Here is a 23,024-nt window from a genome sequence, read left to right as displayed (position 1 = left end):
TGAGAGAGTTATCTGATTTTTTAGTTGAATAAATAGTCATGCGTAGGGGCGAATCACTCCTAATATACAAATTGTCTCACAATTTTTTGAGGAATGCAAGGCTCAAAACCTGACAGATTTTTTTGAGCTTCACACAATGATTATTTTTAATGACAGGAGGAAAACTTTTTCTCCTTTCTAAACTGAATGGAGCCTTGGCGGAAGAAGTGCGGTAGCTACATCGCTTATATCCTATCTATAGTTATCAGTAGAAAGTGCGGTGGCTTTAGTTGAATAAAAAGTCATGCAGAGGGGCGAACAGATCCTAATGCATAAATTGTCTCACAATTTTTTGGAGAATGCAAGACTCAAAACCTGACAGATTTTTTTGGTGCTTCACAAAATGATTTTGGGGACTCCACTGAGAGGAAGACTTTTTCTCCCTTCTCAATTGAGTGGAGCGATCACTTCAGATTCTCTATTAGTTATCGGTAGAAAGTGCGGTGGTTTTAGTTGAATAAATAGTCATGCGTAGGGGCGAACAACCCCCACTACATAAATTGTCTCACAATTTTTTGGAGAATGCAAGACTCAAAAGCTGACAGATTTTTTGGTTTCACAAAATGCTTGATTTGACTCTTCTCAATTGAGTGGAGCGATCGCTTATATCTCTATATATATAGTTATCAGTAGAAAGTGGGAGATTTTTAGTTGAATAAATAGTCATATGCAGGGGCGAACAACTCCCAATACATAAATTGTCTCACAATTTTTTGGGGAATGCAAGACTCAAAACCTGACAGATTTTTTTTTGTGCTTCACAAAATGCTTGATTTGACTCTTCTCAATTGAGTGGAGCGTTGGCGGAACAAGTACGGTAGCTACATCACTTATCTCTGTATATAGTTATCCGTAGAAAGTGGGAGATTTTTAGTTGAATAAATAGTCATGCGGATAGCCGAACGACCCCTAATATATAAATTGTCTCACAACTTTTTGGGGAATGCAAGGCTAAAATCTTGGGGATTTTTTGATGCTTCACACAATGATGATTTTCCATAGAAAGGGAAAAAAGGGAAAACTTTTCAGTTGAGTTCAGCGATCGCTATATCTATAAATATAGGATATGCGCAGAAAGCGCGGTGGTTTTAGTTGAATAAATAGTCATGCGTAGGGGCGAAAAGCTCCCAATACATAAATTGTCTCACTATTTTTTGGAGAATGCAAGACTCAAAACCTGACAGATTTTTTTGGTGCTTCACAAAATGCTTGTTTTGACTCTTCTCAGTTGAGTGGAGCGATCACTTATATCTCTATATATATAGTTATCAGTAGAAAGTGGGAGATTTTTAGTTGAATAAATAGTCATGCGTAGGGGCGAAAAGCTCCCAATACATTAATTGTCTCACAATTTTTTGGGGAATGCAAGGCAAAAACCCTTGTCGCCACGGTTTTTTCATGAGCTTCACAAAATGTTTTTCTCTCTTCTCAGTTGAGTTCAGCGATCGCTATATCTATAAATATAGGATATGCGCAGAAAGTGCGGTGGTTTTAGTTGAATAAATAGTCATGCGTAGGGGCGAACAGATCCCAATGCATAAATTGTCTCACTATTTTTTGGAGAATGCAAGACTCAAAACCTGACAGATTTTTTGGTGCTTCACAAAATGTTTTATTTAACTCCACTGAAACGAATATTTTCTCTATCTTCTCAGTTGAGTGGAACGATAGCTTATATCCTATCTATCCTATTCTTCTTCCTTCTTTATTCTGCTATATACTCGGTCTAACCAGATCAATAATCAAGAAATCAAAACTTTATGCAACTTCTTATCAAAGAAATTTCCACAACTATAGACAAACTACGAAAACTAACCCAAGTAGATATTCAAAGACAATGGCGATACCGACAAAGAGATATACCTTTAACCGCACTTGAAAATTTAGACAGTTGGGAGTTAGCTGTAACAAATGAGAGAAAACATATTGCCTGGGCAAAAGGTAAACAGATTTTATGGTTAGGGCAAAAATTGATAATTCCCTCACACTTAAACGACTATTTTTTAGCTGATTTATCTTTAAAATTAGGTTTAACTTGGTGGGCTGAATCTGCGGAAATTTATGTGAACGGAAAATTAGTACAAACAGGAGATTTATTTGACTGTTCGAGTCGAATTTTACTGAGTCGAAAGGCAATGGTTGGGGAGACTTTTTTAATTGGGATTAAGTTGGTAAGTCCAGTACATGACTGGGGAGCTTTGGTAAAGTCTTGGTGTGTGTATGAAAATGTGGATAATTATCAGCTAGACCCTGGTTTTTTGGCAGACGAGTTAGAAATTTTGGTTGAATATTTGGCAAAGGTTGAGACTGAGAATGACTTAGATATAGACAGAATAAAAGATGCGGTGAATTTGATAGATTGGCATTCAGTTAGAGAGAGGGAAAAATTTGAAAAGTGTCTGTTAAAAGTCAATGCTGAAATAGCCAAAATTTCTGAGAAGTATATTAATAGTTTAAAACTGAAATTATTGGGTCATGCTCATTTAGATTTAGCTTGGTTATGGGATGTAAAAGAAACTTGGGAAGTGGCGGAACGAACTTTTGAGTCTGTATTGAATTTACAACAAGATTTTCCGGAACTTATTTTCTGTCATTCGACTCCGGCACTATATGAATGGATAGAGATAAATCGACCAGATTTATTTAATAGAATTAAAGGACAAGTTGAGTTGGGAAAGTGGGAGTTTGTTGGGGGTTTGTGGGTGGAACCAGAGTTAAATATGGTGAGTGGTGAATCAATTGTTCGGCAGGTTTTATATGGTCAAGGTTATTTTTGGGAAAAGTTTGGCAGATTTTCTCTTGTAGCTTGGTTGCCTGATAGTTTTGGTTTTTGTTGGCAACTTCCACAAATTCTTCAGGGTGGGGGTATGGAATATTTTGTGACTCAAAAGTTGCGTTGGAATGATTTGATGGAGTTTCCTTTTGAGGTTTTTTGGTGGGAAGGTCTGGATAAAAGTCGGATTTTTAGTTTGATGTTACCGCCGATAGGGGAGGGTATTGATGTTGTGAGGATGGGAAGGTTTGCTTGTGAATGGTTGGTGAAAACTGGCAGGAAAAATGTTTTGTGGTTGCCTGGGGTGGGAGACCATGGTGGAGGTCCGACTAGGGATATGTTGGAGGTAGGGAAAAGATGGCGGGAGTCTGGTTTTTTTCCTTTGTTGGAGTTTACGACTGCTGAGAGTTTTTTGGTGGAGTTGGCGAGGGAATGTTCTGATGATTATCCTGTTTGGCGGGATGAACTTTATTTGGAGTTTCATCGGGGTTGTTATACGACTCATGCGGATCAAAAAAGATGGAACCGTTGTTGTGAGGGTTTGTTGTATGAGGCGGAGTTGTTTGCTGTTTTTGCTTCGGTTGTGACTGGAGCTTTTTACCGGAAGAGTGATTTGGAGGTTGCTTGGAAGGGGGTTTTGTTTAATCAGTTTCATGATATTTTGCCTGGTTCGGCTATTTCTGATGTTTATGTGGATGCTAATGGTAGTTGGAGGGAGTCTGAACGGTTAGGGTTGGAAATTTTGGATGAGGCTATGGAGGCGATCGCTTCTCAGATTGATTTTTGTCGGCCTTTTTCGTTTGATTCTGGTGAAGGTGGGATGTTTTTTCCGGTTATTGTTTTTAATTCTTTGAATTGGCAACGTTCGGAATTGGTTTCGGTTGCTTTGCCAGCGCCTCCGGAAAAAAAGGGTTGTTGGGGGGTAGGGAGTGGCGGTGCGACCCCAGGTCGGCGACAGATGAAAGGGAAGGCGCATCAAGAGATGGAGCAGGGAGAGGGTTTGGATATGGATAATTATTCTGCTGGTATGCAAAGCGATGGAAATGACTGGCTAGTTTATGACAATGAGGGAAAATTAGTTAGTTCTCAGGTCTCGGTTCAGGATTTGTTGTTTGTTGCTTCTGATGTGCCTGGGGTTGGTTATCGAGTGTTTTGGTTATGTTGTGGGTTTTCAGATTTGGACAAAAGACTATATATGAGCACACCTATTCCCTATTCTACAGAAAGGATAGCGAAAAAAATTGAGTTTGTCAATACTGTTAGTTTAGATGGTGAAGGATGGCTTTTAGAGAATGATTTATTACGGGTAAAGGTGGAGGGGAAAATGGGAAATTTGGAGAGTATTTTTGACAAGGTTAATGAACGGGAAGTTTTGGGAAAAGGGAAGGGGAATGAATTGCAAGTTTTTCAAGATGAGGGTCAATATTGGGATGCTTGGAATATTGATCCAAATTATCAAGAATATCTTTTAGCTCCTGCAAAATTAATAGATATTGGGTGGATGGAACGGGGAGATTTAAGAAGTTGTCTGCGAGTTATTAGAAAAATAGGAAAGTCTGAATTTTGTCAGGATTATATTCTGGAGTTTGGTTCTCCGCTGCTAAAAATTAAATGTTGGGTAAATTGGCAGGAAAGTCATACTTTAGTTAAGGTGGCTTTTCCTATAAATATAGATACGGATTTTGTTACTTATGAAATTCCTTGTGGGGCAATTAAGAGAATGACTAAGTTTCAGACAGAAAGAGATAAGGCAAAATGGGAAGTTCCTGCTTTACGTTGGGCGGATATTAGTGATGATAATTATGGGGTAAGTTTGCTGAATGATTGTAAGTATGGATATGATGCAAAGTCGGATGAATTACGTTTAACTTTATTAAGAGGTTCGACTTGGCCTGATGAGGAAGCTGATGTGGGAATTCACGAATTTACTTATGCTATTTATCCTCATTTGGGAAGTTGGGAAAGTGCTGGTACTGTGCAACGGGGTTATGAGTTAAATCTGCCTTTGCTTGTTAAGGTAATGCCGTGGATTAGTTCGGAAAAATCTGGTGGAAGGTTGCCACAAATTTATCGTTTCTTGGGTTGGGAAACTGATAATTTAATTTTGATGGCGTTGAAACGGTCGGAGAATAATCAATATTGGGTTTTAAGGTGTTATGAATGTTTGGGAAGAGAGGCAATTTTGAAGTTGGAAAGTGATGCTGGTTTGGCAGTAGGAAAAGTTGTTGATTTGTTGGAGCGAGATGTTGCTGAATCTTCTGTTGATTTTGAGAGTGGAAGTTGTGAAATTTCACCTTGGAAAATAATGAGTTTTTCTCTAGATTTTCTGGTGTGATGAATTTGGGAAAGTTTTGTGAATTGAGATGAGCGATCGCTTGTCTCTATCTAAAATTTTTACTTTGAATAAAGGTAGCAGTAAAAATTTCTCTATAAATATATAGATATAGGTTTGGCAATGTCTGATTTTTGCTTGTGGGAGATGAGAGATTTTTCTCTATTTATCTTTTGTCGGAGTCGGGAATTTCTGTTCTGAGGAAAAATGACGATTTTTTCTTTAATTTTGGCAGTGAAAGTTTCCAATAAATATAGATATAGGTTTGGCAATGTCTGATTTTTGCTTGTGGGAGATGAGAGATTTTTCTCTATTTATCTTTTGTCTGAGTCGGGAATTTCTGTTCTGAGGAAAAATGACGATTTTTTCTTTAATTTTGGCTGTGGGAGATGAGAGATTTTTCTCTATTTATCTTTTGTCGGAGTCGGGAATTTCTGTTCTGAGGAAAAATGACGATTTTTCTTTAATTTTGGCAGTGAAAGTTTCCAATAAATATAGATATAGGTTTGGCAATGTCTGATTTTTGCTTGTGGGAGATGAGAGATTTTTCTCTATTTATCTTTTGTCGGAGTCGGGAATTTCTGTTCTGAGGAAAAATGACGATTTTTCTTTAATTTTGGCAGTGAAAGTTTCCAATAAATATAGATATAGGTTTGGCAATGTCTGATTTTTGCTTGTGGGAGATGAGAGATTTTTCTCTATTTATCTTTTGTCGGAGTCGGGAATTTCTGTTCTGAGGAAAAATGACGATTTTTTCTTTAATTTTGGCAGTGAAAGTTTCCAATAAATATAGATATAGGTTTGGCAATGTCTGATTTTTGGTTATGGGAGATGAGAGATTTTTCTCTATTTATCTTTTGTCGGAGTCGGGAATTTCTGTTCTGAGGAAAAATGACGATTTTTTCTTTAATTTTGGCAGTGAAAGTTTCCAATAAATATAGATATAGGTTTGGCAATGTCTGATTTTTGGTTATGGGAGATGAGAGATTTTTCTCTATTTATCTTTTGTCGGAGTCGGGAATTTCTGTTCTGAGGAAAAATGACGATTTTTTCTTTAATTTTGGCAGTGAAAGTTTCCAATAAATATAGATATAGGTTTGGCAATGTCTGATTTTTGGTTATGGGAGATGAGAGATTTTTCTCTATTTATCTTTTGTCGGAGTCGGGAATTTCTGTTCTGAGGAAAAATGACGATTTTTTCTTTAATTTTGGCAGTGAAAGTTTCCAATAAATATAGATATAGGTTTGGCAATGTCTGATTTTTGGTTATGGGAGATGAGAGATTTTTCTCTATTTATCTTTTGTCGGAGTCGGGAATTTCTGTTCTGAGGAAAAATGACGATTTTTTCTTTAATTTTGGCAGTGAAAGTTTCCAATAAATATAGATATAGGTTTGGCAATGTCTGATTTTTGGTTATGGGAGATGAGAGATTTTTCTCTATTTATCTTTTGTCGGAGTCGGGAATTTCTGTTCTGAGGAAAAATGACGATTTTTTCTTTAATTTTGGCAGTGAAAGTTTCCAATAAATATAGATATAGGTTTGGCAATGTCTGATTTTTGGTTATGGGAGATGAGAGATTTTTCTCTATTTATCTTTTGTCGGAGTCGGGAATTTCTGTTCTGAGGAAAAATGACGATTTTTTCTTTAATTTTGGCAGTGAAAGTTTCCAATAAATATAGATATAGGTTTGGCAATGTCTGATTTTTGGTTATGGGAGATGAGAGATTTTTCTCTATTTATCTTTTGTCGGAGTCGGGAATTTCTGTTCTGAGGAAAAATGACGATTTTTTCTTTAATTTTGGCAGTGAAAGTTTCCAATAAATATAGATATAGGTTTGGCAATGTCTGATTTTTGGTTATGGGAGATGAGAGATTTTTCTCTATTTATCTTTTGTCGGAGTCGGGAATTTCTGTTCTGAGGAAAAATGACGATTTTTTCTTTAATTTTGGCAGTGAAAGTTTCCAATAAATATAGATATAGGTTTGGCAATGTCTGATTTTTGGTTATGGGAGATGAGAGATTTTTCTCTATTTATCTTTTGTCGGAGTCGGGAATTTCTGTTCTGAGGAAAAATGACGATTTTTTCTTTAATTTTGGCAGTGAAAGTTTCCAATAAATATAGATATAGGTTTGGCAATGTCTGATTTTTGGTTATGGGAGATGAGAGATTTTTCTCTATTTATCTTTTGTCGGAGTCGGGAATTTCTGTTCTGAGGAAAAATGACGATTTTTTCTTTAATTTTGGCAGTGAAAGTTTCCAATAAATATAGATATAGGTTTGGCAATGTCTGATTTTTGGTTATGGGAGATGAGAGATTTTTCTCTATTTATCTTTTGTCGGAGTCGGGAATTTCTGTTCTGAGGAAAAATGACGATTTTTTCTTTAATTTTGGCAGTGAAAGTTTCCAATAAATATAGATATAGGTTTGGCAATGTCTGATTTTTGGTTATGGGAGATGAGAGATTTTTCTCTATTTATCTTTTGTCGGAGTCGGGAATTTCTGTTCTGAGGAAAAATGACGATTTTTTCTTTAATTTTGGCAGTGAAAGTTTCCAATAAATATAGATATAGGTTTGGCAATGTCTGATTTTTGGTTATGGGAGATGAGAGATTTTTCTCTATTTATCTTTTGTCTGAGTCGGGAATTTCTGTTCTGAGGAAAAATGACGATTTTTTCTTTAATTTTGGCAGTGAAAGTTTCCAATAAATATAGATATAGGTTTGGCAATGTCTGATTTTTGGTTATGGGAGATGAGAGATTTTTCTCTATTTATCTTTTGTCGGAGTCGGGAATTTCTGCTCTGAGGAAAAATGACGATTTTTCTTTAATTTTGGCAGTGAAAGTTTCCAATAAATATAGATATAGGTTTGGCAATGTCTGATTTTTGGTTATGGGAGATGAGAGATTTTTCTCTATTTATCTTTTGTCTGAGTCGGGAATTTCTGTTCTGAGGAAAAATGACGATTTTTTCTTTAATTTTGGCTGTGGGAGATGAGAGATTTTTCTCCATTTGTCTTTTGTCGGAGTCGGGAATTTCTGCTCTGAGGAAAAATCCTTGGCTTTCCTTTATCTCTGGCAGTGAAAATTTCCGATAAATATATAGATGGGTATGGCAATGTCTGATTTTTGGTTGTGGGAGATGAGAGATTTTTATCCATTTATTTTTTGTCTGAGTGGGGAATTTCTGTTCTGAGGAAAAATCCTTGGCTTTCCTTTACCTCTGGCAGTAAAAATTTCTCTATAAATAGATAGATAAGTATGGCAATGTCTGATTTTTGGTTGTGGGAGGTGGTGAATTTTTTCTATTTATCTTTTGTCTGAGTTGGAAATTTATGCTCTGAGGAAAAATCGTCGCTTTTTCTTTACTTCTGGCAATGAAAATTTCTCTATCAATATAGATATAGGTATAGAAAGTGAAATTTTTGCCTATGGTAAGTATGGGGAAATATCATTTTAATTTTAGATGAAATTTTGAGTTTACTCCGAGTAATAATTGTTGATTGCTGAAAGGGGGTTGCTAAGGGAATCAAATATTTATACTAAATTTTATATAGTGGATTTTTTGAGTAAAAATTTTGGGGATTAACAATGAGTAATTTTGTAGAAACTGTCAAAGGATTTTATTCTCAGAAATATTTAAAAGTGTATGACCGGGGAAAACCTGTAGTTCTAGAAGTAATTAAACCCTATGAAAATTTATCTTTTTATATTCACGGATTAAATCTTGAAAAGGCAGAAGAACTTCTACAAAAAGAATTTGTTGATGAATATAAGTATCAGTTAAGATTTGCCTTTAATCTTGAAAATCTTGTAAGTCTTTATGGAGGACTTTATCTAAGTGACTTGCAGAAATTTGATGAGATACCAAAATGTATGGCGGTTGATGGAGAAAATGATTTTGAAGCAACAGTGAATCAACTACCAAATAGTGTTTGGGAATCCTACAAATTTTATAATAAAGCCGAAGAAGGAGACTGGGGTAAAGCTTATGGATTGAGAATAACTATTGAAGGTCAAGATACATTAATTATTCGCACAACTACTGATGGTGATGGATGCCTTGAAGTATTTGATGCTCAAGGAAATAATTTAGCATCAGCTCGTACTAATTATAATGCTATTGCTTGGCGACCAATGTTTCAAATTCGTCAATATTTTCTTTCAGGAAACAAATATCCTCCAGAACTAAGGTGAATTTTTTTGAGCTTTTCATCACTGTATTTTTGCTTGTTTAAAAATCACTTTTGATAATTGAATTGTTGGAAAATATCATCAAGATAAAAAGTAGATATTTTCAGAAAATTTTATCTATAAGGTGAGAAGAGTTATCAAGAATGACAAATTAAAACTCAAGATAGTTACAGTCAAATGGTCTGCAAAACTATTAAGATATTTTCACTCTTCCTGTAAAATTAATATAGCAACAATTTATGAAATTGAAATAACTAACTAAAGAATATAGATTTTATCGTTTTGACTAAAATCTAAATCTCAATAATAGCCTTAATTTTAAATAATTTTTGATGGTGTCTAACTGCTACAGATACCCCAAAAAAATTCGATCTTTTGTTCCTGATTAGTTTAATACTCTGCTGTCTCACGGCATCTACAATTAGTTGGGGTTTGTAGACTCCAAGTGGCAACTTTTCAATATTCTTATCCTCATTGCCATTAACTTCTTCCTTCTTCAAAATTCAAATAAAATTTATCTAGCGATCGCCTCTTAAATAAGGATGTCAATATTAGATTTTGAAATTTATCTCAAACTCAATAATTATTCTGTTTTTTCTAAAGTAAAATGTTTAACTGATTCTGCTAAACTCTCTGTAATATTCATAATTTTTTGTGAAGAATCATATAATTTTTTGTCACTTGACTTCTTTCGATATTTTTTTGTGGATAATTTGTAAAAATTCTGTGATTTTTGTAGATTATCGGTCTGATTTTCTCCTAAAGATGCAACATTATCTATATAGTTATTAAATTTATAGATATTCTGAACAATTTTAGTTAGTCCTTGCTTAACTTCTTCTCCTAATTTTTGCTGTGGGAATTCTTCTACAACTATATTATTCTCATAAATAGTCAGATTTAAGCTTTGAACATTGTGTTGAAAGTGTTCTAAACTTTTCTTGATTAAATCCCAATTATTTGCCATTTCTTGCAATTTTATTGCTATTTTTAGTAGGTCTTCGTTGCTGGTTTTCCTATAAGCAAAAATAGCAGTATTTAGTAACAAAAATTTACTGTGAATATTCATTTGTTCGACTAAAGCTTGGATTTTATTTAAATCATAATTATACTCAGTCAATCTTTTGACTTTATGATGAATTTCTGAAATCAACATATATGCTGCCATAATTTCTTGAAAAATATTGCCTATTGACTGGTAACTTGTGGAAGCATAATTACTAATTTCTTGATAAACTTGTTCGGCTTCCCATGCTTTATATGCTCTTTGATAAAAGGTATCAACTATCGCTTCTAAAGATGTGAGAAAAGAATCTATTTCTTCTGCTTGCAACTTACTTTCTCGGGATAAATTTTGAAAAATAGTTTGACTATCTGTTGCGATTAGAGTCAGAATTTCTTGACTATCAGAATTGACTTTTTAACAAGTTTTATAAAGTTGTTGAGAGTCATATTAATACAATAAGATATTACTCCCAATTCTTCGCATCTAACTTTGAGTTTTACATAAATTTGACCATGAGCAGCAGTATCTACTTTATCCAACAATTTTATAACTTGACTAGCGATTTTTCTTTATCCTGTTCGCTCCTTTCTTCTCTAATTTTTAGATTAATTAGAAGATTACAAATCACGTCAGCCATAGAATTAAATTTTTAGTCAAATCTTGTAGCTCGTCATTAGCATAAATAGGAATTCTAATATTATATTTTCCCTCAGAAATATCCTCTAGACAATTCTCTAGTCTATTAGTTGAAAAACGAAGTTTTTGGGCAGTTATAATACCTAAGCTAAACGTTGTGATAAAACTGGTAATACCTGCCGTACAAGCGACCGCATAATTCCGGTGAGTTTTGTTTAGAAAAGTTGGGGAATAAACCATTGTGACAATAGCGGTTGCAATTGCAGTTATTCCTCCACTCATCAAACCTATCCATAAGGTTTATTCTTCATTAATAACTATTGTATTTACTGCTAATTTTTATTTTATCTGTAATTAACCATCATCCAGTTAAGTTACATCTAATTTCTTGCTTGCTCCCTGAAATCCCAAATCCTGTATCTGAGGTGAATTGGAAAAAGCTATATTATAATAAAATCATCATAAATTTAAGATCATAAAATAATTTAGTTAATTTTTCTATGACCGAACATTGAGGGAGGGATACCACTATATTAAGAAACTACAAAGCCAATTTACATTTTGTTACAGTAAATATATAGATTTAAAAGAGGAAGAAATTCCTTTAATTAAAGATTATTAACTTAGAGGATAAATTTATGAATAGGTCTTTTCGTGTAGGTAACCTATTTGGCATACCATTTTACATTAACTCATCCTGGTTTATTGTCTTATTTCTTGTCACTTTAACTTATAGTAGCAATTTGGCAGATCAATTTCCAGAATTGGGCGAAATATTACCACTGATATTAGGATTAATAGCTGCATTATTATTATTTTCTTCTGTTTTAGCTCATGAGTTAGGTCATAGTTTTGTTGCTCTATCTCAAGGAATAGAAGTAAAATCAATTACCCTATTTCTGTTTGGAGGTTTAGCTAGTTTAGATAGAGAATCAAAAACTCCTGGAGAAGCATTTTGGGTGGCAATTGCAGGTCCGTTAGTAAGTATAGTTTTATGTGGTTTGTTTACTGTAATTAATATATTTACAGCCATCAACGGACCATTAGCAGCAATTATGCAACTCTTAGCTTATATCAATTTAGCTTTAGCATTATTCAATTTAATTCCTGGCTTACCTCTTGATGGTGGTAATATCCTTAAATCTATTGTTTGGAAAATCACTAATAATCCTTACAAAGGAATTATTTTTGCTAGTAGAGTAGGTCAAGCATTTGGTTGGTTAGCAATAATTTCTGGTTTAATTCCTACATTTTTATTTAGTAGTTTTCCTAATATTTGGAATATTCTAATTGGTTTGTTTTTACTACAAAATGCTGGTCGTTCTGCCCAATATGCAGAAATTCAAGGTACTCTTGCGGACTTAACTGCAGCAGATGCTATTATTCCGGATAGCCCAATTGTTTCAGAAAGTCTTTCTTTAAGAGAATTTGTGAATGAATATGTAATTGGGAAAGATAGTAGAAAGCAGTTTTTAGTTATTAATGAAGTAGAGGAGTTAGTAGGAGTCATTAAGGTTGATGATTTGAAAGTAGTTAATACTTCTGAGTGGCCTTTAATTATGGTCAAAGAATTAACTAAACCTGTAACAACAATGGAGACTGTAGTAGCTAAAACTTCTCTTTTAGAAGTAGTTTCTTTGTTGGAACAAAAGCAAATTAATGAATTAACTGTAGTTGGTGAAAATGGTGCATTAGTAGGGTTGATTGAAAAAGCTTCAATTAGGAATTTACTAGCAAAAAAGGAGCAAGCTAAAACTACTTAAGTTGGTTATTTCAATTATCCTAATAATTAATAACAATGATAGTGAGTTCTATATTTTCCAAATCAATAATATTAATTTTTGTAAAAAGTATTCGTACTATGTGTAAATTCGTCACCTTTTTTTGGTGAAGAATATAGTGCGATGCTTTATTTTTTTGATTTTTACTTCTAGTGAAACTAAATCTTGCATAATCTTGCAAGTACTAGCTGATTAATAAGTAGTATCGGAAGCAAAGTGACACTTATGGCTTTGGTAAGTAGAGGAATGGGGTATTTTTGGCTTAAAGAATATGCAATGTCTGGGAAAGATTTTGAGGATGCACTAGCAGAAAAACCATCGAATCAAGTCACTTATAATCGTGGTTCTGTATATGCAATGAGCGGCAATTACAACAAGGCAATTAATTATTATAAAGCAGCTATTTATGGTGGGAAAGTAAAATTGATTCTTCATAATTACAAAGAGGTGACTATTCCAGGTGACTTGAATTTTGATGAAGCGCGAAGAGATTTTGGTTTTGCTCTTTTGCTAAATCAAGATAGTAATGAAAAAGAATATAAAAATGCTCTGGATGAATTTGAAGAAGCAATAAGAGTTAAAAAAGATAATGAAGAGTTGTCAAATTATTCCGCATATATTGGGAAGGGAATAGCACAATATTTTCTTGGAGATGTTGAACAGGCAAAAATTACTCTAAAGGAAGTTCCTGAGAGTAGTCAATATAAAGATACCGCTAAAAGATATCTTGAGAAAATAAATACTTGTGAGTCATCTAATCAAAAGCAGTGTGTTAATAATGTGAAAGGAATTAAGGAAGATATTAGTAACATAAGTATGGTTCCAATTTTGACTTCTCAAGGCATCTCAAGTATGTTTGGAAATGTGACTGTTCATGAATCAGACAAGCTAGATAATGTTCTCAGCCTTGAACACAATGCTTTGTACAAAGGACCATGTAAGTAATAGTTAATAGTACAGAGAGTAAAGGTAATTATTCTTTGGTAAAGGCATTCCATGAGATGCCTTTATTTTTTCCATATCGTTCAAAAAACTTTTCTTTTCTGTCTTCTACCTTAACCGTTAGGATTAATTTTAACACCGACTAATTTAGATTGCTAATTCCTAACATTAATTTCTAAATACTAACAAAAGCTTCGTGGTGATAATTTTCTTAATTGAGTATACTAATCATAACTAAGTAAATACAAAAATTATTTTCTGCTCTACCATTCAAAATTTTACCTTATACATTTGAAATAGTTCTCCAGGTTGTCGCCTTACTATTTTCCCACCCATAGCATCGATAATTTTTTCCCAATTTTCTAAAGGTTCCAAAAATACTTCTGCTCCTAAATAAGTTTCTAAAATTGCCCAATTTTCTGCTAATGGTTGTTCTGGGTTAAGCACGTCAAAAACAAAATTATTTTCAGGTTTAAGAATGCGTTTTACTTCCTTAAGTACTTCTTCCCAATAATCTATAGGATAATAACAACTAAAGCCTGTAGCGATCGCCAAGTCAAATTCATTTGCTTGATAATTTAATTGGTGAGCAGGTCCTAACTCTACTCCTTTAAATAGTTTATAATTTAGTAGAGAGCCTCGTTGATTGAGATTATCCCTAGCAATTGTACTAATTTCTTGACCATAAAAAAAAGCTTCCCAATCACGCCAAGGGTAAATCAAAAAACTCACTCCACAGCCAATATCCAAACATTTTTGATTTTTCTTAGGTTTAGCTATTTCCCAAAAAGGTGAAACTATTTTTGCTGTGAGGTTACCGGAGGCATAATCATGGAATATTGGCATTGCTTCAATTTCCGAGGGTAACTCAAAAGATTCTCCTCGGTAATCTCGATCGAAGCGATCCTGTACTGCGATGATTTGAGTATGCCAATTATCTAAATTTTTTTGAGCAAACCAGGAAGATTGGTCCCCATCTGAGGACAAGGCAGACTTTTTTTTGGACATTTATTTCTCTATCGTTTAGAACCTTTCAGAGCTTTTGTAAAGTTCTTACGGTAAGATTTGTTACCAATCAATAAAACTGGCCAAAATATAGATAATACCAAACGATTCTGAAAGTTCTTAGAAAAGTTTGTTTGTTCAAACCCATTCCAGAACTTCCAGATTCCACCTCCATATACAACCAGTAATAACAGGCCAATTAATGTACTCATGGCACAAAACTCTTAAAAGGTCAATTTTTTAGGTACAGTCCAAATATAATGATTTAATTAATCTTAATTGGACTTTAGGTTTAATATTCCTCAATTTATTATAACCAAATAGTAGGTAATATAGGTAAGTAGGTTAGGTGTCATTTCAGTTATCAGTTATCAGTTATCAGTTATCAGTTATCAGTACCTCTGCAATAAGGAGGCAAGAAAATACGGAATTATCTTTTCTCTTGGTCGATTAGATATGATTAGGTAACCCATCCATCTCTCGACCGCTTTTTATCCCCTTAAAAGGGGAGGCGCATACCCACAATTTTTCGGTAAAAAAATATAAAACCAGGATACAAAGTGTCAGGCGAGGTGGGAAAAATTGCCTAACTTCTATTTTTTCTAAACAATCATTTTCTATATTAATTTGACCTATAGAAGCCATTTGGTATCTTTGCAAATGTAGGGTTTTTAGGCAAATAATTTAGAATATTGATATTTAATTACATAGATAGATATCTCCAACAATCAAAAATCAAATCAATTATTGCACTGTTATTCATCAATTCTTTACCCCTACTCTGTACGGACGTTGCATAAGGGCGTCCCTACTGCCTACTCCCTATGAGTGGAGGAGATGCTTATATAGATCCCAAATGGGTTCTATATACTTAATGATTATGGAATTAAAATTAGGTGATATTTGAACAAAACTTCTTTACAGCTACTAGCAAATCAGGAATAGAGAATAAAAAGTTGATAAAAAGTCAGTGAAAAAATTTAATTTTTGATAATTGTTGCGATGTCTAAAGTTTATTATAATTCCTGGAGTTTGATTGATTTGGAGTGGAAGATTTGAAGGAAAGCTTCGAGTAAAAATTGTCAGCATTCCGCTATTAGCAGTTAGCTAGTCTCCTACAGAGGAACTGTGAACTTCAGTAATGAAAATGAAGCTAAAGAAGCTAAATAGGTAAAGTTAAGTGATGCTTTTGCTTTTACCCAGACTTTTAATTCTTGCTCAAACTCAATCCTAATTCCTCCTCCAAAGTAAACATTTAACCGTCAGCTATTGCTTTTAGTTTGAAATAAAAGCTTTACTAATTGAGGCAGAATTTATACTTACTACCAAAGTCCGCTTTAAAGTCTATATTCATTTAAACCCCCCCCATGAGAGCTGAGACCTGACAGGTAATAGCTGTTTGCTCCGCATTCCCCAGGAAATGCTTACCCTCCAAACGCAATAAATGAGAAACGCTAAGAATTGAGAGCTGATGGCTGTTTGCTCCGCATTCCGCAGGAAATACTTACCAAAAATTTGCTAAAAGTCAATAAAAAAATCTTAATTATAGTATTTAAAAGGTAATAAGAAATAATGAATTTTGACCAATTATTTGCGTTCTGACACAATCATATAAAAAGAGTGTCAATTAGTATTAATCAATTAATAGATATGAATATAAAATTAACAAAAAAGGAGGAATTATGCGTGCAGTATTAATGGCAGGAGGTTCCGGAACACGACTCAGACCACTGACCTGCGATCTTCCGAAACCAATGGTACCAATTTTAAATCGCCCAATAGCCGAACATATTATTAATTTATTAAAAAACATCAAATTAGGGAGATTATTGCTACTTTACATTACTTACCTGATGTAATGCGTGAATATTTCCAAGATGGCAGTCAATTTGGAGTACAAATGACTTATGCTGTAGAAGAAGAACAACCTCTAGGAACTGCTGGTTGTGTAAAAAATATTGCTGAACTTCTCGATGAAACTTTCTTAGTAATTAGTGGAGATACAATTACAGATTTTGATTTAACTACAGCTATAGAATTTCATAAAAAAATAATTCAAAAGCTACTTTAGTACTAACTCGCGTACCTAATCCTATAGAATTTGGAGTGGTAATTACAGATGAAAAACAGAGAATAAAAAGATTTCTAGAAAAACCTTCTAGCAGCGAAATATTTTCCGATACTGTTAATACAGGAACCTACATTTTAGAACCAGAAATTTTAAACTATCTACCAGATAATCAAGAAAGTGATTTCTCTAAAGAATTATTTCCTTTATTGTTAGATAAAAACGAGCCAATGTATGGCTATATAGCAGAAGGCTATTGGTGTGATGTCGGACATTTAGATGCCTATCGGGAAGCTCAATATGATGCACTTCAACAGACAGTAAAACTTGATTTTGCTTATCAAGAGCGATCGCCCGGACTTTGGACAGGAGAAAATACTTATATTGACCGGACAGCTAAAATTGAGACACCAGCTTTAATCGGAGATAACTGTAGAATTGGGCCAAGAGTTCAGATTGAAGCAGGTAGTGTGATTGGAGATAATGTGACAATTGGCGCAGATGCTGATGTGAAGCGTCCAATTATTTGGAATGGAGCATTGGTGGGAGAGGATGCAAATTTAAGAGCTTGTGTAATTTGTCGAGGTGCGCGGATAGACCGTCGCGCTCAGGTATTAGAAGGTGCTGTGGTTGGTTCATTATCTACTGTAGGAGAAGAGGCTCAAATTAGTCCCAATGTTAGAGTATGGCCTAGTAAAAAAGTAGAATCTGGAGCTACCCTGAATATTAATTTGATTTGGGGGACAACTGCTAAGAGAAATTTGTTTGGACAACGAGGGGTGCAAGGATTAGCAAATATAGATATTACTCCAGAATTTGCGGTGAAGTTAGGAGCAGCTTATGGTTCTATTTTAAAACCTGGTTCAACAATCTCAGCTTCTCGTGACCAACGCAGTATATCTCGGATGGTTTCTCGGTCTTTAATTGCCGGTTTAATGTCAGTAGGAGTGAACGTAATAAATTTAGAATCTACTGCAATTCCTATTGCCAGAACAATCTTACCAACTATGAATGTTGTAGGTGGTGTTCATGTACGTCTTTCTCCTAACCGCTCAGACCAAATATTAATTGAAATCTTTGATTCTCAAGGAATTAATCTTTCTAAAGCTAAGGAAAAAAAGATAGAAGGAGCATATTTTAAAGAAGATTTACGGCGAGTACAAATTCCAGAAATTGGCAATGTAGTTTATCGCCATGAAGTATTAGATGCTTATAGCAAAGGCTTTGAAAATCTGCTTAATTCTGAGGCAATTCGCTATAGTAAATCTAAGGTCGTAATTGATTATTGTTATGGTGTTTCTGGAGCAGTATTACCACAATTATTAGCTAAATTTGGTTGTGATGCTGTAGTTCTAAATGCGAGCTTAAAAGAGACTTCTTTAGGGAAAGAAGAAAAAGAAAATTTATTAGATCAATTAGGTCGGGTGGTAGAAGCTCTACAAGCAAATGTAGGAGTTCAAGTAACAGCAAATGGTGAACAATTAATATTAGTAGATGAAACTGGTTCTGCTATTCGTGGTGAAATGTTAACTGCACTAATGGTCAATTTGATGTTAACCGCTCATCCGCGCAGTGCGGTAGTAGTGCCAATAAATGCTTCTGCGGCAGTAGAACAAATTGCTCGTCGTCATGATAGTCGTGTGATTCGGACAAAAGCAAATCCTACGGCATTGATGGAGGCTTGTCAAATTAATCATAATGTGGTACTAGGTGGAAGTGGTGATATGGGATTTATTTTTCCTAAATTGCATCCTGGTTTTGATGCGATGTTTTGTATCGCTAAAGTAATAGAAATGTTGACTATTCAAGAGCGCTCTTTAGGACAAATCAGTGCGGATATTCCTGTTGTTACTCATCGTTCCTATAAAGTACGTTGTCCTTGGAAAGTGAAAGGAGCTTTAATGAGGTATTTAGTAGAAACTAATCCTCCAGAAAAATTACAATTAACTGATGGAGTAAAGATTATTAATCATCAAAATGATAATTGGGTATTAGTTTTACCGGATGCAGCAGAACCCTTAGTACATATTTATGCAGATAGTAATGATCGAGATTGGGTTGATAAAACTTTGAGAGATTACCGCAATACAATCAATGATTTTGTGAATTTATTTATGAGTGGGAAAAAGTTAAATAATTGATAGTATAGCAGAAGGAAGAATTCAATAATTTAGAATTTAGAATTTAGAATTTAGAATTTAGAATTTAGAATTACCTCTCCTTGAAAAGAAGAGGATTGGGTTAAAAGGAATTTTTTCTTCTCTTGGTCGATTGGATATGGCGAGGTTTCCTCGCCATCCCTCGACCGCTTTTTTCTCAAAGAATGGAGAGGCTTTATACCTTAATTTTTCGGTAAGAAGGAAGAAGGCAGAAGGCACAAGGAAAAATATTGTGTTGTCTGAGTTTTCAGCTTTTGATATATCTTTACCTTTTCTTAGATTACTATAATTATCTTGTTTTTGTTTTCCTTTTTTTGCTAGCTTGAAGGGGGTTATAAGAAGGAAGTAGGTGAGCAGAAATAAACTCAATATTAGAGAGCGGGTTTTGAGAACTCATTGCGCTTAAGTCAAAGGTTTCGGTTAAACCCGCCCCTACAATTTATTTACCGAATAATTAAGGTTTAAAGCCTCTCCTTTAAAGTAGAAATAAGAAAAAATTTTCCCTACCGCGTCAATCCTCTTCTTTTCAAGGAGAGGTGATAATTAATTATTAATTATTAATTATTAATTGTTGAATTCTTACTTTGTTCAATTAATCATAATTAAAAATCAAAATGAATAGCTGTATATTGATGGTACAAATTATCAAAGATCCAGAACTTCGCTACACAGCAGATGCTCAATTACCAGTAGCAGAAATGATGGTAGAATTTTCTAATTTAGGAGTAGAAAATAAACCAGCTTTACTAAAAGTAGTAGCATGGAGAGATTTAGCTCAACAAATTAGTCAACAATATCACGAAGGGGATGTTGTAATTGTTGAAGGTCGCTTGAATATAAATACTATTGAACGACCAGAAGGTTTTAAAGAAAAACGAGCCGAATTAACAGCCTCCAGAATATATCCTGTAAGTGCTGAAGCTATGACTCAAAATGATAGTCAAACATCCAAAAATCAATCAAGTAAAAGAACAGTAACTCAGACACAACCACAAGAGCAAAACTATAATAATGTTGTAGATTTAAAATCTCGTCGTAACTCTACTTTCAACGAAGAATCAAAACCAAATATGTCAGAAGAGAATTCACCACCAGACGATTCCGATCCTATACCTTTTTAATAGACAGAAAAGAAGGAGTAGGGACCCACCCCGGCCCCTCCCAGGAGGGGAAGAATTGATAATTTATGTTCGATAATTGATTCTATTTTTTATTATTGGAAGTGTCTAGTACTAATAGTAAATTAACTCTACTCCAAATACCTTAGTAAAAGCAGCAGCTACTTGAGGAAGGACTTCATCTATAGTAATACCAGGAATAAACTCTGCGAGACTACCTACAGATTTATCAGAAATACCACAAGGTACAATTCTATTAAAACCAACTAAATCTGGACAAACATTGAGAGCAAAACCGTGCATAGTTATCCAACGACTAACTTTAATCCCGATAGCTGCTATTTTTCGTCCCTCTAACCAAACCCCAGTTAAACCTGGATATCTTTCACCATTGAGACCATAAATATCTAAGACCTGTAACAATACTTCTTCTAATTGTCGTAAATACCAATGTAAGTCCTGCTGATAACGTCGTAAATTGAGAATAGGATAACCCACCAGTTGGCCAGGACAATGATATGTAACTTCCCCACCTCGCTCCACTCGGTAAAGTTCATATTCATTTTGAGTCGGATCGAATTTGAGAAAATCTAATTTTGCCCCTTGTCCTAAAGTATAAACTGGTGGATGTTCTAATAATATGAGGACATCAGTCAATTCTGGACAATTGCAGCGTTCTTGGACAAGTGATTTTTGCCATTCCCAGGCCACTGAGTAACTGATTAATCCTGGACAAATTAAATGGCAAGTGCTTGGTAAACAGGGACTATTTTGATAAACCATCTTATATCAAATCCGGTTAAACAGTTATAGAATGGTCAAGTCTCTAGGAGTCAACCCACCCCTAACCCTTCCGCTGGAGGGGAAGTAGGGGATGTTGAGCAAAGCTCCAAAAATATTTCACCAGTCAAGGTGGGGTGGCGCGACCCAATCCTGTTTGATAATAAATAAAAAATAAAATTAATTCTCGTACATAAATCATTAATTCTTTCCGCTTACTGCCTACTCCCTACTCCCTCTTTTCTGGAGATACTGTGAATTATCCAAAAAATCAAGGGTAAATTTAGCCAAATTAAAACAAAAAAAATCAAGAATTGTCAAGGGATGCAAAGGATTTTAAAGATAGGATGTTGGGAAGAATACAAAGTGCTACTCTAAATAATAAATCCCAAACATTAGCGGAGGGAGCTTATGAAGCTTGTTATCCAGGGTAAGAATATAGAAATAACCGATTCCATTGACGAGTATGTTAATCAAAAAATTGAAAAAGCTGTTAGCCATTTTCAACAACTCACTACGGAGGTAGATGTACATCTATCAGTAGCTCGAAACCCACGGATAAATCCTAAGCAGACGGCAGAAGTAACTATCTACGCTAACGGTACAGTCATTCGTGCCCAAGAAAGTAGCGAGAATTTGTATGCTAGTATTGACTTAGTAGCAGATAAAATTGCACGCCAATTAAGAAAGTATAAAGAAAAGCGTCAATCCAAGGTTAATAAGGTTAAAACTGTTGAGATAGTTGAATCACAACCAGTAGAGCAGGACTTGATTGGCGATCGCCAACCGGAGCTACCGAGTGAAGTAGTACGGACGAAATATTTTGCTATGTCTCCGATGACGGTAGAAGAAGCACTGGAACAGCTACAATTTATCGATCATGATTTCTATATGTTTTCCAATGCTGCAACAGGTGAGATTAATGTTATCTACAAACGTTATCATCATGGTGGTTATGGTTTAATTCAACCACGACCTACTAATGGTAATGGTAGCAATGGAAAAGCAGTCCATAGTATTGATGAAGTAGCAGATATTGAATCTGCTTAGGTTTAGAATGATGTCAGAATTGGAGTTATTAACCAATATCTGAGTGATTCATTTCAAAAATAGAGGACTTACGCAAAAACTCTAATTGCAGGGTGTGTTGCAATGCACCCTATAATAAGGCTATGGGATAATAGAGAATTTTGCGTAAGTCTCTGATGACAGCCTTCTAGCTTCTTCAGGTAGGTATTGCTTTTAATGTTTTTAAAGCTTCTTCAACGTGAGCTTCAAATTTGAACATATCGTCAAAGATATGACGGATAATTCCTTCTTTGTCTATGACGTAAGTAACTCTACCCGGCAGTATCCAGAGTGTAGCGGGAACACCATATAATTCTCTGATTTTGTTGTTAGTATCGCTTAAAAGGGTAAACGGTAAATTATACTTGCTAGCAAATTGTTTGTGAGACTGTTGAGAGTCTGCACTAATACCAATCACTTCAGCACCAGCATCTGTAAAGACTTGATATTTATCTCGAAATGCACAAGCTTCTTTAGTGCATCCAGGTGTATCATCTTTTGGATAAAAATAAATGACAACATTTTTCTTACCACGGAAGTTAGATAGAGAAACTGGGGTTTCGTCTTGGGATGGTAAGGTGAAATTGGGTGCTGGATCTCCTACTTTAACTGCCATACTTAAGTTATAAGTCCAATTAATTTTTTGGATATAGTGTTAACTTTTTGTTATATTAGCGTACATGGTTCGGATTAGGAAAATTATAGCAGAAGGAAGAAGGAAGAGGGAAGAAGGAAGAAGGAAGAGGGAAGAAGGAAGAAGGCTTAAAAGCTGGAAAAAACCTAAATTTCCTCTAGATATTCACCCTTGGGTTTACACAAAAGTGCCCCAGGAGACCTAATATTATAGGTAGGATTTACCACTTGAGTTTAAAAGTTTTTATTTGTAAATACTTTAACCTTTTTTACGGAAAAAAAGTAAGCATACCGTAGGAAATGCTTTCCAGATATTAGACCATTATTCCTCCTCGCTCCTAATATAAACAGGACTTAGGAAAAATATCTAGTTATCCACCATCTGTAGGGGCGATTTCCTACGGAATACTTTCGGTCCGGAGATGCAAAGCATAAGGTAAACGCGTAATTAACGCGAATCGCCCCTACTGACTACTGACTACTGACTT

The 23,024-nt window shown here is 34.6% G+C and carries 19 protein-coding genes and 1 pseudogene; 12 read left to right on the top strand and 8 right to left on the bottom strand.

The annotated features are described in order from the left end of the window. Positions 1 to 1,799 precede the first annotated feature (1,799 nt). From SAGCYANO_RS12850 to SAGCYANO_RS12830, 5 genes are all read left to right on the top strand, one after another. On the top strand, positions 1,800 to 5,147 hold the full coding sequence (locus SAGCYANO_RS12850; protein WP_202220447.1) for an alpha-mannosidase: 3,348 nt from the start codon (positions 1,800 to 1,802) through the stop codon (positions 5,145 to 5,147). Positions 5,148 to 5,499: 352 nt separating this feature from the next. Next, positions 5,500 to 5,664: a hypothetical protein gene (locus SAGCYANO_RS12845; RefSeq protein ID WP_202220446.1), complete on the top strand. Its 165-nt coding sequence runs from the start codon at positions 5,500 to 5,502 to the stop codon at positions 5,662 to 5,664. A 2,442-nt stretch (positions 5,665 to 8,106) separates the two neighbouring features. After that, the gene (locus SAGCYANO_RS12840; protein ID WP_202220445.1) at positions 8,107 to 8,244 is read left to right on the top strand and encodes a hypothetical protein; all 138 of its coding nucleotides are present in this window, start codon (positions 8,107 to 8,109) and stop codon (positions 8,242 to 8,244) included. Between the two features lie 218 nt (positions 8,245 to 8,462). Beyond that, on the top strand, positions 8,463 to 8,606 hold the full coding sequence (locus SAGCYANO_RS12835; protein ID WP_202220444.1) for a hypothetical protein: 144 nt from the start codon (positions 8,463 to 8,465) through the stop codon (positions 8,604 to 8,606). A 131-nt stretch (positions 8,607 to 8,737) separates the two neighbouring features. Next, positions 8,738 to 9,343: a hypothetical protein gene (locus SAGCYANO_RS12830; RefSeq protein ID WP_202220443.1), complete on the top strand. Its 606-nt coding sequence runs from the start codon at positions 8,738 to 8,740 to the stop codon at positions 9,341 to 9,343. A gap of 290 nt (positions 9,344 to 9,633) precedes the next feature. Here SAGCYANO_RS12830 and SAGCYANO_RS12825 read toward each other — a convergent pair whose 3' ends face one another. The 3 genes from SAGCYANO_RS12825 to SAGCYANO_RS12810 form a co-directional block, all read right to left on the bottom strand. Next, entirely contained in the window at positions 9,634 to 9,840 is a 207-nt protein-coding gene (locus SAGCYANO_RS12825; RefSeq protein ID WP_202220442.1) for a hypothetical protein, read from the bottom strand. An 83-nt stretch (positions 9,841 to 9,923) separates the two neighbouring features. Further along, on the bottom strand, positions 9,924 to 10,673 hold the full coding sequence (locus SAGCYANO_RS12820) for a hypothetical protein (protein ID WP_202220441.1): 750 nt from the start codon (positions 10,671 to 10,673) through the stop codon (positions 9,924 to 9,926). 297 nt (positions 10,674 to 10,970) lie between these two features. Then, a complete protein-coding gene (locus SAGCYANO_RS12810; protein WP_202220439.1) occupies positions 10,971 to 11,264 on the bottom strand; it encodes a hypothetical protein in 294 nt (97 codons plus the stop codon). 356 nt (positions 11,265 to 11,620) lie between these two features. On the opposite strand from SAGCYANO_RS12810, the gene SAGCYANO_RS12805 reads away from it, so the two are divergent. Then, positions 11,621 to 12,745 (top strand): site-2 protease family protein, encoded by a 1,125-nt coding sequence (locus SAGCYANO_RS12805; protein WP_202220438.1) that lies wholly within the window; start codon positions 11,621 to 11,623, stop codon positions 12,743 to 12,745. Between the two features lie 243 nt (positions 12,746 to 12,988). Beyond that, positions 12,989 to 13,708, top strand: coding sequence for a tetratricopeptide repeat protein (locus SAGCYANO_RS12800; protein WP_202220437.1), 720 nt, complete (start codon positions 12,989 to 12,991; stop codon positions 13,706 to 13,708). Positions 13,709 to 13,975: 267 nt separating this feature from the next. On the opposite strand, the gene SAGCYANO_RS12795 is transcribed toward SAGCYANO_RS12800, so the two are convergent. The 3 genes from SAGCYANO_RS12795 to SAGCYANO_RS12790 form a co-directional block, all read right to left on the bottom strand. Beyond that, positions 13,976 to 14,713: a class I SAM-dependent methyltransferase gene (locus SAGCYANO_RS12795; RefSeq protein WP_202220436.1), complete on the bottom strand. Its 738-nt coding sequence runs from the start codon at positions 14,711 to 14,713 to the stop codon at positions 13,976 to 13,978. Positions 14,714 to 14,721: 8 nt separating this feature from the next. Then, complete coding sequence (locus tag SAGCYANO_RS44645; RefSeq protein ID WP_237396121.1) at positions 14,722 to 14,922, bottom strand: hypothetical protein; 201 nt, start codon at positions 14,920 to 14,922, stop codon at positions 14,722 to 14,724. 238 nt (positions 14,923 to 15,160) lie between these two features. Beyond that, positions 15,161 to 15,355, bottom strand: a complete 195-nt coding sequence (locus SAGCYANO_RS12790) for a hypothetical protein (protein WP_202220435.1) — start codon at positions 15,353 to 15,355, stop codon at positions 15,161 to 15,163. 1,037 nt (positions 15,356 to 16,392) lie between these two features. On the opposite strand from SAGCYANO_RS12790, the pseudogene SAGCYANO_RS50235 reads away from it, so the two are divergent. The 3 genes and pseudogenes from SAGCYANO_RS50235 to SAGCYANO_RS12775 all read left to right on the top strand — a co-directional run bounded on the left by SAGCYANO_RS50235 (position 16,393) and on the right by SAGCYANO_RS12775 (position 20,058). Then, positions 16,393 to 16,781 (top strand): annotated as a pseudogene (locus tag SAGCYANO_RS50235) (NDP-sugar synthase). A gap of 35 nt (positions 16,782 to 16,816) precedes the next feature. After that, positions 16,817 to 18,919 (top strand): sugar phosphate nucleotidyltransferase, encoded by a 2,103-nt coding sequence (locus SAGCYANO_RS12785; RefSeq protein WP_375339922.1) that lies wholly within the window; start codon positions 16,817 to 16,819, stop codon positions 18,917 to 18,919. 632 nt (positions 18,920 to 19,551) lie between these two features. Then, positions 19,552 to 20,058, top strand: coding sequence for a single-stranded DNA-binding protein (locus tag SAGCYANO_RS12775; RefSeq protein ID WP_202220433.1), 507 nt, complete (start codon positions 19,552 to 19,554; stop codon positions 20,056 to 20,058). Positions 20,059 to 20,169: 111 nt separating this feature from the next. Here SAGCYANO_RS12775 and lipB read toward each other — a convergent pair whose 3' ends face one another. Further along, positions 20,170 to 20,838 (bottom strand): lipoyl(octanoyl) transferase LipB, encoded by a 669-nt coding sequence (gene lipB / locus SAGCYANO_RS12770; RefSeq protein WP_202220432.1) that lies wholly within the window; start codon positions 20,836 to 20,838, stop codon positions 20,170 to 20,172. A 408-nt stretch (positions 20,839 to 21,246) separates the two neighbouring features. Here lipB and hpf point away from each other — a divergent pair, with 408 nt between their 5' ends. Next, a complete protein-coding gene (gene hpf, locus SAGCYANO_RS12765; RefSeq protein ID WP_202220431.1) occupies positions 21,247 to 21,885 on the top strand; it encodes a ribosome hibernation-promoting factor, HPF/YfiA family in 639 nt (212 codons plus the stop codon). Between the two features lie 175 nt (positions 21,886 to 22,060). On the opposite strand, the gene SAGCYANO_RS12760 is transcribed toward hpf, so the two are convergent. Continuing rightward, on the bottom strand, positions 22,061 to 22,519 hold the full coding sequence (locus SAGCYANO_RS12760; protein WP_202220430.1) for a peroxiredoxin: 459 nt from the start codon (positions 22,517 to 22,519) through the stop codon (positions 22,061 to 22,063). A 64-nt stretch (positions 22,520 to 22,583) separates the two neighbouring features. Between SAGCYANO_RS12760 and SAGCYANO_RS12755 the strand changes: the two genes are divergently transcribed. Then, positions 22,584 to 22,742: a hypothetical protein gene (locus SAGCYANO_RS12755; protein ID WP_202220429.1), complete on the top strand. Its 159-nt coding sequence runs from the start codon at positions 22,584 to 22,586 to the stop codon at positions 22,740 to 22,742. The last annotated feature ends 282 nt before the right edge of the window (positions 22,743 to 23,024 follow it).

It is taken from the genome of Okeania sp. KiyG1 (assembly GCF_014132355.1).
Lineage (GTDB): Bacteria > Cyanobacteriota > Cyanobacteriia > Cyanobacteriales > Microcoleaceae > Okeania.
The sequence above is the reverse complement of the archived record's forward strand: the minus strand, read 5'-3'. Positions and strand labels throughout refer to the sequence as shown.